Origin of the sequence: Corynebacterium sp. MSK035 (assembly GCF_030232615.1) — a bacterium.
In the GTDB taxonomy this organism is placed as follows: domain Bacteria; phylum Actinomycetota; class Actinomycetes; order Mycobacteriales; family Mycobacteriaceae; genus Corynebacterium; species Corynebacterium jeikeium_D.
Genome location: NZ_JASPJP010000008.1, coordinates 75557 through 87928 on the forward strand (window position 1 = coordinate 75557; position 12372 = coordinate 87928).

The 12372-nt window shown below is 60.1% G+C and carries 7 protein-coding genes; 1 reads left to right on the forward strand and 6 read right to left on the reverse strand.

The features are described 5' to 3' along the window. Positions 1-2: 2 nt before the first annotated feature. From QP978_RS06720 to QP978_RS06730, 3 genes are all read right to left on the reverse strand, one after another. Entirely contained in the window at positions 3-1196 is a 1194-nt protein-coding gene (locus QP978_RS06720; RefSeq protein WP_246818332.1) for a YihY/virulence factor BrkB family protein, read from the reverse strand. Between the two features lie 143 nt (positions 1197-1339). Continuing rightward, positions 1340-2341 carry a sugar-binding transcriptional regulator gene (locus QP978_RS06725; protein ID WP_070439353.1) on the reverse strand — a complete coding sequence of 334 codons (1002 nt, stop codon included), beginning with the start codon at positions 2339-2341 and terminating at the stop codon, positions 1340-1342. 258 nt (positions 2342-2599) lie between these two features. Then, positions 2600-4633, reverse strand: coding sequence for a M13 family metallopeptidase (locus QP978_RS06730; RefSeq protein ID WP_070439295.1), 2034 nt, complete (start codon positions 4631-4633; stop codon positions 2600-2602). A gap of 106 nt (positions 4634-4739) precedes the next feature. On the opposite strand from QP978_RS06730, the gene QP978_RS06735 reads away from it, so the two are divergent. Further along, entirely contained in the window at positions 4740-5690 is a 951-nt protein-coding gene (locus tag QP978_RS06735; protein ID WP_284856995.1) for a glycoside hydrolase family 25 protein, read from the forward strand. 27 nt (positions 5691-5717) lie between these two features. On the opposite strand, the gene QP978_RS06740 is transcribed toward QP978_RS06735, so the two are convergent. From QP978_RS06740 to QP978_RS06750, 3 genes are all read right to left on the reverse strand, one after another. Then, the gene (locus tag QP978_RS06740; protein ID WP_284856996.1) at positions 5718-6746 is read right to left on the reverse strand and encodes a TIGR00730 family Rossman fold protein; all 1029 of its coding nucleotides are present in this window, start codon (positions 6744-6746) and stop codon (positions 5718-5720) included. A 40-nt stretch (positions 6747-6786) separates the two neighbouring features. Next, entirely contained in the window at positions 6787-10185 is a 3399-nt protein-coding gene (locus QP978_RS06745) for an arabinosyltransferase domain-containing protein (protein WP_284856997.1), read from the reverse strand. A 132-nt stretch (positions 10186-10317) separates the two neighbouring features. Then, positions 10318-12339 (reverse strand): galactan 5-O-arabinofuranosyltransferase, encoded by a 2022-nt coding sequence (locus QP978_RS06750; protein ID WP_070439308.1) that lies wholly within the window; start codon positions 12337-12339, stop codon positions 10318-10320. Between the last annotated feature and the right edge of the window lie 33 nt (positions 12340-12372).

Below are 12372 nucleotides of genomic sequence, written 5' to 3' on the forward strand. Positions count from 1 at the left end.
TGCTAGTCGATCCTCTTGAACGGATCGGTAGCAGGGTCAGTCTCAGCAGCAGGCTGCGAGGAAAAATCTTCAGTTGCTTCTGCTGGCATTTTATCCAGGCGGTCGGGTTCCTCAGTTCGGAATTCGGCCGCCTGCTTTTCTAGATTCTGATGGATCTTCTGCTCACCCTCGGCGGCCGCGGTAGCTCGGGGTGGAAGCTGGATGTATCGCTCTGCGGGCAGGCCGGCGCGCAGTTGGCGCATCCTCTCAACCTCGGCATCCAGCTTAAAGCCGAAGACCACGACGACATTAATGCCCCAAAGTGCAGTCATGAGAGCAATGACGGCACCCATGGCGCCGTAGGGGTTTGAAGCCGCAAAGTTGAACAGGTAAAGCTGCAATGCCTTGCCAATAATCAGCGAGCTGATAATTGCCAGTGCCGAACCGGTACTGAGCCAGCGGAATTTGCGCATGCGCACGTTCGGTGTGAAGTAGTACAGCGAGCCAATCAGGATCATCGACATGACGATAATGATCGGCCAGCGCAGCCAACTCCAGACGGAGATGCAGAAGTCAATGACCTGTCGCGTGGTCGATTCAATGCCCAACGGGCGGGCAACCGGTTCGACGATGGTGATAACTAGCTGGTCATTGACAATAATCGCAATGAGCAGCACCACCGTGCCAATGAGTAGCAATAGCGTAATGGCGACCATGAGCAGGTGGTAGCGAATAAGCGTGCGGCCTTCGGACACGCCATAGATGGAGTTAGCCGTGCGCGAAAATGCGCGCGTGTAGGCCGACGACGAAATCAGCGCAAAGACAATACCGATAGTCAGTGCGACGAGACCGCCCGTGGCGGAGCCGATAATCGTTGAGATGACATTGCGAATCGGTTCGGCATACTCAGCTGGAATGTAGCTGCGGATGAAATCCTCGGTCAGTCGGTTGAGGTCATCGGTGTAACCGGCCAACATCAGCGTGGCAATTGAGTAAATCGCAAGCAGTGCGGGTGCGAAGGTTAGCACCGTGTAGTAAGTCAACTTCGCGGCGGCGTCGAAACCGAGCTCCAAGAAAAACTCGATACCCGCACGCTTGAGAGCGTAGAGCGCACCTTTCCACCCCACGGGTGGCAACTTCTTCGCGGACTGAGCAAAAGATGCGTCCGCCGACTCGTAGGCCTGGAGTGTGTGCTTGATCTGCTGTGCTGGTGACACCTAAAGAATCGTCCTCTCCGACCGGACAGCGGCTGCAACATATATGCGGACATCTGCGCTCGCTTAAGTCTATCGGTCGAAGAGGGCAGAGACGCTTCTCGGGCCCGGGTGTCAGTTCTTTGTACTGATGCGTCCCGAGACAGCTAATCCGTGGCAGAGGGAGGGGTGGAGCTAGGGGGTGAGTCTGGCGAGCCCAGTGAGTCCGATGAGTCGAGCGAAAGTAGGCGCTCGGCGGTGGCATCGTCAATGACCAAGTGAGTGGCCAACTTTGTTCGAAGGGCCACATCGATAGCCTCGGCCTTGTGTGCGCCACCGGCCACAAGTACCCGAGTGGGGATCCGGCGCAGGTCAGAGAGGCTGATACCTACCGTGCGGGCATCGACCTCTGGCAGCGCAATGCCACCGTCCGGGCGGTAGAAGCGTGAGAAGGCATCGCCCACTGCGCGCTCCACGAGTAAGTCCTTTTCGGTTGCCGACAGCTGCCCCAAGTTCAAGGCCAGTGAATCATGGTCGACTGCGCCGACAGTGAAAACGGCAATGTCCACCGTCCGGCCAAGCGCCAATACGCTGGCGATGAACCGATCCTGTTCCACGATGCGCTTGGTCTCGACCGAATCGAAAATCACCGGCAGCGGCAATGTGCGGGCATAGGCATGGAAAGCGTGGCAGAACCCGCCAATAGTGCGGATGTCATTCGTCGACTTATCGGAATGACTCATTCCGCCCTTGAGCTGCACAATTTCCACGCCCGAGACATCCTTGGACTTCAATTGCGTGGATACGGAGTACATGGTCTTACCCCACGAAACACCGACGAGGGTACCGTCGACCACCAGCTCGTCGAGAAGCTCGGCGCCCACACGCCCCAACTCGCGGAGCAAGACTGCGTTGCCAGCGCGTGCCGGTTGCGCCAGGCGCACATCGTTGAGCTGGTAGCGATCCCGCATCTGCGTAGCGGTCTCTGAGGCTTCCTCGCGCGGATCGTGGATTTCAATGCGCACGTAACCGCGCTCACGGCCAAGGTTGAGCAGCTTAGAGACCGTTGGACGGGAAACCCCGAGTTCGGTTGCAACCTGAGACTGTGTGAGCCCCTCGCCGTAATAGAGTTTGACGGCGGTGAGTGCTTGGATGTCGCGAGTGTCCACAGCGGCCTCCTCCAGCAAGAGCACTTAGCAAGCGCACATGTAACAGGAACCTCGCTTGATTGGGCCCTGCCCGACTTGATCATCGGGAAAGCGTGCGCCTCACCTGTGATTTTAGTTCCACGTTTGCAAAAACAAAAAGTCAGCTTTTGCATTTGTAGTAAACGGTGAGGCGTTGGCTGTCCCCGGAGGCTGCGGAAGGCATCGGAGAGCCCGGAAAGCATCGGAGGATAAGGCAGCGCAGGTTGGGTTCCCGCAGAATTACCAGATATTCACGCGCTCATTCGGCTCACGCCACATGCCGTCCCCCGCTGAAGTGCCGAAGGCCTCATGGAACTCATCGATGTTGCTGGCAATGACGTTGCAGCGGAACTCCGCTGGCGAGTGCGGGTCAATGGCAAGCAGCTGGCGTGCAAACTCCGGACGAATCTTGGAACGCCAGACCAGTGCCCACTGCTTGAACAGGTCACGGTAGGTCTCGGGGGTGTCCTCCAACCCGAGTTCCTTTCCGCGGGCAGCGAGGAAACGGCGGAAAGCGACGACAGCAATACCAAGCCCGCCCAAGTCACCGATGTTCTCTCCCAGGGTGAAGCGACCGTTGACACCGGGCAGGTCAGCGCCCTCCTCGGCCTGCTCGCGCAGAGCCTGCGGAACCAGGCCCTCGTACTGGTCCACCAGTGCGGAGGTCAGCTTCTCAAAAGCTGCGCGATCCTCATCGGTCCACCACTGGTGAAGGTTGCCGTGACCGTCATACTGCGAGCCCTGGTCATCGAAACCATGACCAATCTCATGGCCAATCACCGCACCGATACCGCCGAAGTTCTCCGCCGGGGAAGCGTCCGGTGAGAAGAACGGAGACTGCAAAATCGCAGCCGGGAACGTGATGTCATTGACCACTGGATTGTAGAAAGCATTGACCGTCTGCGGAGTGCCATGCCATTCATCGCGATTGGCCGGGGTGCCCAGCTTTGCCACCTCATAATCATGCGCAAAAGCGCTGGCAGCGCGAGCATTGTCCATCAGTGAATCCCCGAGCTCCATCGCCGAGTAGTCACGCCAACGCTCCGGGTAACCAATCTTGGCCTTAAACAGCGACAGCTTCTCCAGTGCCCGCTCCTGCGTCGCCTTCGTCATCCACGGCAGCTGCGAAATGCGCTCCCGGTACGCCGCCAGCAGGTAGTCCACCAGTTCCAGGACCTGCTCCTTGTACTCCGGAGGGAAATGCTTTTCCACATACAGCTTGCCGACGTCATGCCCAACCGCCCCGTCCGCAAAGGCAACACCACGCTTCCAGCGTGCACGCTGCTCGGTCGAACCCTGCAAGGTGCGGCCGTAGAAGTTAAAGCTCTCCGCGGAGAAGTCATCCGACAGGTAGGCGGCACGCTGGTGGAGGACGCGCCACAGTGCCCACAGGCGCAGATCTGCCAGGTCAGTGTCCTGCCACAGCTTGCTTAAGTGCTCGAAGTACGACGGCATCATCACCACGATGGTGTCGATGGCAGTCTGGTTCGTCTCATTGACACCGGTGGCCGCGAGCCACTCCGCGACCGGGAAGCCGGTGGGGAGGTCAGCAATGGCCGTCTTGTTATAGGTCTTCAGTGCATCGCGGGTATCGACCACATTCCAGTGACCAGCGGCAATTCGCTTTTCAAAAGCCACGATGCGCGCCGCCGCAGCGGCCGGGTCCACCAACTCGAATGCAGCAAGCGCGGTGGAGAGTTCCCCCGCGCCGTCGTCATGCGAGGAGAGGAGCTTCAACATAGCGGCAACATGCTGTTCATAGGCAGCGAGGGTGTCGGCGTGACCCGGCTCGCGGTAGTAAGCCTCATCCGGGAGGCCGAGACCCGACTGCAACAGATAGAGAGCGTCCAGGTCCGAGCCGGAATCCTTCTCCACCCAGTACCCGAGCGCACCACCGACACCGAGACGGTCGAGGTGGCCGAGCGCCAACGCCAGCTCATGTGCGTTCTCGGCGGAGGCGATCATTTCTAAATCCTGCGCGAGTGGAGCAGCGCCGGCGTTATTAATAGCGGCTTCGTCCATAAAAGAGTTGTACAAGCGAGCGACGCGGGAATTCGGATCCGCATCGGCGGCAGTGGTGATGAGCTCGCGGACGTTTTCCTCCGCCTCATCCCTCAGCTTGTAAAAGGCGCCATCGATGGGGCGGTCAGCCGGGATGACGTGATTGTTAATCCACTCACCGTTGGTGGCCAAGTAGAGGTCATCCTGCGGGCGAGGAGTTGTTGAGAATTGGGACGTTGCGGACTGGGTCTCAGTATTAGTGCTATTTGTCATGCCGCCAGTCTAGGGGCAAGGGCGGATTGAAGCTGTGACTGGAGGGGTGGAATAAGTTTAGGCTTACGAATGGGGCTGAAGTGGTTTAGGGGGTAAGGTGCAAACCATGAAATTTCTTCCACTTTCCGCGACCGCGGTGCTGAAGCGACGCCCGGGACGCGCCACTTTGGCAAGTATCGTGGCCGTTGCGCCGCTGACCTTGGGTGTTATTGCACCGGCAGACGCACAAACACAGGACGCATCTGCACACTCCAACCCGTCCGCTGCTGATTCCAAGGGCTCGCTCGACTTCTTGACTGTTCAGGAGTCGCAGGACTCTGGTGCCAACGGTTCGTCCACTAACTCTGAGTCGAGCGCTGAGTCTCAATCCACCGAGAATGCATCGTCTAACTCGGCGCGCACCGGCTTCCACATGGGGCCGACCGGCGTGGACGTCTCCAAGTGGCAGCGCCCAGGTGGCGTCGCGCTGAAATGGGACGAGGTCGCAGCCAGCGGCCAGAAGTTCGCTTTCATCAAGGCCACCGACGGTGTCGAAGGTGACCAGAAGTACTTCCTCGAGGACTCCATCGCCGCAGCGAAGGCCGGTCTGTATGTGGGCAGCTACCACAAGGCACATCCGGATCGCTCCGCAATTGCGCAGGCTGACCAGTACGTAGAAGCACTGCAGCAGCGCGATGAGCAAATCTCCACGGACAAGACATTGCCACCTGTGCTGGACATCGAGCTGGACAACGGCCTCAACCCGACCCAGCTGCAAAAGTGGACCAAGGACTTCCTCGAGCGCGTCGAGGAAAAGACCGGCGAAACCCCGATGATTTACACCTACCGTTGGTTCTGGCAGAACCCAATGGGTAACTCGACCGACTTCACCGACTACCCGTTGTGGCTCGCCGCCTACCAAGACAGCGCTCCGACCTCGCTGCCGGGCGGTTGGGAGAGCATGACCTTCTGGCAGCGTTCCTCCACCGGCCGCATCGATGGCATCCCGACCATCGTGGACGAGGACGTCTTCAACGGCACCGAAGCTGAGCTGCAGCAGCTGGCTGCCGCTCACTAGCCGTGTGTTGTGGGGCCTGGGGGCAGGCTAAAACTTCGTCCGCCCCGCACGCCACGCAATCAACGCAGGCAGGAGCTTGTCGACGTCGTCGACGACAATAAGCGCATCGAGAAGCTCCGGTCGCACAAACCCCGCATCCACAACGTTGCGGAGCAGAGCCAACAGGGGCTCCCAGAAGCCCGAAGGTCCCAGCAACGCCACTGGCTTGGCATGAATCCCCAGGTGCTGCTGGGTCCACACCTCGAAGAACTCTTCCAGTGTGCCCGCACCGCCGGGGAGTGCAACAAAAGCATCGCCGAGCTCATACATGCGCGACTTTCGATCGGCCATAGTCGCAACAGTTTCCAGGTGAGTCAGCCGCGGATGGGCAATTTCCTTCTTGACCAGGACCTCGGGGATGACACCGGTGACACTGCCGCCGTCGTCAAGCGCTGCGTTAGCAACCGTGCCCATAAGGCCAATCGCCGCGCCACCGTAGACGAGCTCCACCCGATTTTTCGCGAGTGTCTGGCCGAGGCGTTCGGCGGTGACGCGCCAGGCGAGATCGTTGCCGAAGCCGGAGCCGCAGAAAACAGTTAGTGACGACAGTGCGCGCTGTGGCTGTTCACGGCCAGCGGCAAGCTGCGGCAGCTCTTCGCGGAGTTTCGGCAGAGTGGTCTCGGCCAGCATAGGGGCGATTTTCCCGGTCGGCAGCCAGGGGTCGAGCCAGCGGACCTCTTCAATCTCGGCATGGGGCTGAACGTTTGCCAACTCATCGGTGAACTCTCCGACATAGCGCACATGGTGGCCGACGACCTCGAAGCCCGCCTCGTTGGCGGCGGCTGCGCGGGCGATATTCCACGGACGCAGTTGCGATAGCTCGATGTCCACGCCGAGCTCCTCGGAGACCTCGCGCGCGGCGGTGACCTCCGGGTTATCGACGGACTCACCCGGCTCGAACTTGCCGCCGGGCAGCATGAACGTATCCGTACCTCGCTTACGAACGCACAAAACCCGCCCCACCGGGTCAGTCACAACCATTGCGGCGACAACGATGGAACGGGTTTGTGCAGTCACTCGGGCTCCTTAGGTGAAGGAAGCGCCGAGGCTCTTTCGCCTAAGGATCCTTCACAATCATCTTCCCGGGCGAGTATAGACCCGAGCGAGTGATATCTTCATACTCAATTTCGGCGACATCCGGCTTGACCTTGTCTTTATTCGGACGCGGCGAGAGCTTCTCGACGGAACCCCAGTCGCGGCGCCAGTCGTTCTTGAGGTAAGTCGGTACGGACGTAGCCTCATTCACAGCGTCGGAGAATCCGAGCGGACCACCGCCATCGACCGACTGCCAGACATCTGCGCCGACGACCTTCAGGCCACGGTCCGGAGTGATGCGGTACTCCGGAAGTTCCGCGACACCGGCGTAGTGGTCGAACGGACGCTGGCACGGGAACTGGAAGGCAACCGGCCAGTCCGGGATAGTCGCAGTTTCCGGTGAGATGACATCAGTCATCGACTGCAGTTCGGCCAGGCGAGGCGGGGTCAGCGCCAGCCACTGATCCTCGGAGACATCATTGTCCTCCGCGACCAGTCGCACAGCGGTGGCTCCCTCTGGGATCTCCTCGGTCAGGAAGCGCAGGTTACGCCAGGTCGGAGCAGGGCCGATATCAATCGGCTCCGACTCGGAGAGGACCTCGAAGCCATCCTCGTCGCCGCCCTTGCGACCATACTGTGCCACCAGCTTGCGACCCGGCTGAGCCACACCGTTGATGTCGTGGTGGAAGATACGGCCGGCCGCCGATACGACGAGTAGCGGGTGGTCCTCGTCAATCTCAGGCAGCTGGAACCAGGAAGTTTCCAGGCTTGCCGGACGCTGAATGTCCTCGGAGTAGGAGCCAAGCACCGGCACCTTATCCGGATTCAAGCCAAATGGCAGCTCGACCTGCGAGCCGTTGATACCCTTGTCGGCGCGCTTACCGCCGTCGGTGCCCGACGCGGAACCGCCCTCAACTGTGGCTTCCGGATCAGAAGATTGATCATCAGTGTCGGCAGTACTTGCCTGGCTCTGGCTGGTGTCCACAGCTTCGGCCTTCATGTTTGACGGGACGCCGTTCGGGTCGAAGCCACGGCTCTTGCCGCCACCGCGCAGCGATTCCGCTAGCGGCTTGCCATCGACGGTATTCAGGAAGCCATCGTTCGGATCGGTTTCCATCAGCACATCGCTCGCCAGATTACATGTCTGACCAGCCAAGGAGCGGATATTACCCGCGGCGACCGAGTAGGCCGGGTACTGCGATACTGCGCCCTTGCCCAGCGAAGCCACCATGAACATCGTCACCAACAGTGTCGTCACCGCAATCGGGGACGATGCAACTGCATTGATGCGGCGCACGCGTGCCGACTTTTCCTGCGACTTCGGCTTGGTGCGGAACTCCTGGACGAAGTTCATTACGGCACCAGCCAGCAGCAGTAGCAAGGCCAGAGCCAATACTGCTGAACCCAGCTGGTGGCCGCGCAACTGAATGGTCTTGTCGAACCACGGCACACCGTAGGACGACACATACCACCAGCCGTTAATACCCATCAGCGAGAAAGCGAGGATGAAGGTGAAACCACCGGCAAAGAACAGCTGGTTGCGCGGGTTACCTGCTACCCAATGGCTAATGGCCATAGCGGCAAGTGCTGCCAGGGAAGCCGCGATGCCCGCGTACACACCGAAGTGGTGCGTCCACTTTGTCGGCGTGAAGGTCAGGAAGAACATGGTGCCGATGAACATGAACACCAGGCGTGCCGACGGACCGGCCAGAGCCCCCGGAACGGTGCGGTGACGAAGCAGCGCGGCAATCGTGATGCTCAAGCACGCCAGTGCAATCAGAACCGGGAAACGACGCGGGAAGGCGCCGTCGACTGACTGCAGCACCAGCCAGTAGTAGCGGACGTACTCGTTGTACCAAGGCTCCGACGGGCCGATGATGCTGCGGACACGAATGGACTCGCGGACCGTGGCCAAAGTCTGGTCGCCGAAGACACCGACCAAGATGGCGGTGCCCGCAGCCAGGAACGGTGCAATCTGCATCAGTGGGGCCTGCCAACCACCACCGAGAGCCTTATGGCGCTCAACGACAATGCGCACCAGCATCGGGATGCCTGCGAGCAGGGCAGCAACTGCCATTAGGCCCGTTGGGCCCGAGCCCAGTGCCAGCGTGGCGATAACCACTGCGACTGCAGCTGGCAGCAGGCGTCGAGTCAGAATTGCGCGCTCGATGAATACCCAGGTCAGCAGGGATCCCAGCGCAATGACCGGCTCCGGGCGCAGTCCGTTGTTGTACGGCAGCCAGAAGGCCAACAGCACACCAGCAGCAGACCAGTAGGCCACCCGGCGCTGGGCAATCTTGTCGCCGAGGCGCGGGATAACCATTCGGGAGATAATGAACCACACCAGCAGTGCGGACAGCAGCGCCGGTAGTCGCATCCACAGAGACGAGGTGGACACCTTCACCATCAGCGACAGCAGGTCGTAGTAGGGGCTGCCGAACGGTGACTCAGGAGCGCCGAACCAACGGTAGTAGTTCGCCATGTAGCCCGACTCGTCGGAGACGCGCGCCATGGTGAAGATGTAACCGTCATCGGAGGTGTTGCCACCGATGAAGTGCCAAACAACCAAAATCGTGCCGACCAGGATGTCCAGCGGAGTTGGCTTCAACGCACCGCGCTTGAACAGCGGAGTGAAGGGGGAACCATCAATACGGTCAATGCGAGCCAACGCGACCAGGGAAGCCAGCGTCAGAAGCAGACCCAAGTACATGACGATGTACTTCACCACTGTCGGGTGTGAGGTGTAGCGGGAGTCGATGTTCATGTGGACATCGAGTCCATCGGCTACGGCCTTGGCCGCGTCGCCGTCAGCGGGCAGGTCAGTGTAGATACCGGTGACCTGCGGACGGTAATCGCCGTGTGTGGTGGCGGTGAGCTTCTCACCATCTGAGTTCTTGGCGCCGTCGATGTTGACGGTGGTCTCATGCTCGTTTGAGCGGATCTCCAGGATCTTGCCCTTGTTGCTGGCAAGCTCCTTCTTATCCAGGCTCATCACCACGCTGTCGCGCAGAATGACGTCGAGGCCGTCCTTGCCCGAACGCACCATCAGACCCCGTTTGGTCGGCTTATCCGCGGTCGGGGGGATAGTCGACAACAGGGTTGTCCGCTTGTCGGAGAGTTCATCCGTCAGGGACAGAGGCAGATCGACGCTCAGATCCAACGGTGCCTGCGCCATAAGCGGTGCATCCACTGAGTTCAGTGTGTCGCGCTGAGGCCAAGACACGGAGGACTGAGTATTCACGACCGGGAGGAACGGTGTGATGACAAAGCAAATGAAACCGACGATTCCAGCGATAATCGCTGTCCAACGAGTCAGTGTCGTAGGAGAGGGGCCGTCCATAGGCGGTCTCTCCACGCGGTCGATGGTCACTTCGGGTGAGCCGTCGACACTTTCTTTGATTTCTTTAGTTTCGGCAGTCACAAGGAAAGATACTACGGTAATTGGCGTTTTTCTTTGAGTTTGCAACGCGAAAGTTACATCACAGTTTCCACATTAGTAACAGGAATCACGTTTATAGCAGGGGATAGCCGCCCAATACCTACTTGCCAATACCTACTTGCGAACCGCCACTACGAACGGGCCGACCTGGTTTAGCTCCCAGTGCTTCTCAAATGCAGAGCGGGCAAAATTCAGGCTCCGGAAGACCACATTCGGATTGTTCGGATAGATATCATCCGCGATGTCCAACGTCAGTGGAGCGGCATCCTCGCCAACAGGTGTCTCAACCTCGCCCCGCAGCACAATGGCATCCGGTCCGCGCCACGGCGTTTCATCCATGGCCTGCACGAGCTCATCGGGGTCGCGAATCTCCGACCATTCCTCCAATGCCTGATTACGGCGGTCGAACTCACCCAGAGGGTTAGCGTAGTGGCTGGTCAGCGCCTGGAATCCGTACCAGGGATAGAGTGCTTGGAAATTCTTCTCATCCGTCAGCACCACTGTCTGGGCCGGATCGAGCCCGGCCTCCTTCAGCGTTTGGTCCACCGCTGAGTACCACGCCCCGGCATTCGGTGGGAAGCGGTCCGCGCGCTCGCCGTTACCGTCGGTGTCGGTATGCGCCAAGTCGATGGCACCATGCAACTTATTCGGAATCGACTGCGCGTAGCCAATGCCCGCCAGCAGCAAGACTGCCGCCATTACCGCGGAAACACGCTTGGCAATGTGAGCTGGTGCCGCCTGCGGCCAATACTTCTCGATGCCGTTGAGACGGGCGTCGGCAAGCGCGACCACACCAGCCGCAATCAACATAAACGTAATCGGTGCGGTGAGGCGGAACCCCAGCAGCGTGCGTCCGAGCAGCGTCGCCACCATCGAGGCCACTACCCAGCCATAGAGCACCAGCGTGCCCAGGCCGAGCGCGCGGGCATCCGGCTCCGTGGCGCTGACCAGCATGCGCACGACACCGATGAAACACAGCACACCGATTACGCTGGCGGCGAGCATCGGCAAAGGCAGCTGCGCGCCCTCCGGGGGCAGGTAGTGCGTCGCTGTCGCGCCCGAGCGCGGTGCCCCCGTCGCAACCGCCAGCATGTACGGCCCCCACACCGTCGCCGCAATCAGCATCGATCCCACGCCCATAATGATCAGACGCACTACGGGCATCCAAGAGCTTGACGACGTCCACGCGACCACGGCCAACACGACCACAATAAGCGCGCCTACGGCAGTGTAAAGAGTGTAGAAAGTCGCAGAAATACCCAGGAAGACGAGCACGCCAAACATGGCGGACCAGGCGCCGGTGAGACCGCGCCAGGCCATCACGGTCATCGCCGGAAGACCCATAGCAACGACTGCGGCGTAGGGCTCATCGGCGACAGTCGCCAGGGCGACCGCCGTGGTTGTCAGCGCAATGCCAGTGGCCACGGGCAGGGAGCCACTCAGGCGTTGCCACACCGGGACCAAAACACAGCCAGCGGCAGCGAGTGTAATCAATGCCCAGGGCTGGAAGACCTCCCAGCCGGCAATGCCCAGGATATTGGCCAGGCGTCCGCCCAGGAAAAACCAACCAGCGGGGTAGAAAGACGGAATGTCGATGTACGACATGTCATGCAGGCCAGGCTCCGAGGCCATCCTGGTGAGGTATTCAGTGCGGAACTCCTGGTCGACGGACAGACCGTCCAACCACAGCCTGGTCGAGCCCAGTGGCAGGCCGACGGCAGAGACCGCCAAAATGGCCGGTGACATGTAAGCCATCAGGTACGTCAACCACGTTAGCCACCGGGGGCGATTATCTTTGCCCTTGGTGGCGAAGAAATACAGCAGGACGGTGGTGAGCGTCAGCGTGATGACAATCAGCGCTGTTGCGACTGCCCTGGTCAGCTGCGAGCCGCCAAAGGCCGGCAGCGACAGGCGGTGGAACACAAACCAGGACGCTAGAGCGATAACCGAACCGCCCACAAGCGCTGCGAACAGGTAGGTCAGAGCAGCCTTGAGGGAGAGCTGGTCATCGTTGAAGATTTCGTAGCGATCTTCGTCAACCAGCTCACTGTAGGATCGTGCGCCCGTTGTGTTGGCGCTAGTGTTGTCGGCACCCGTGGTGTCAGCGCTCGAGGTTTCGGCCTGCTTGTCTACCATGCCCTCAAGTTTTGCACAGGAACCGGACTCCGA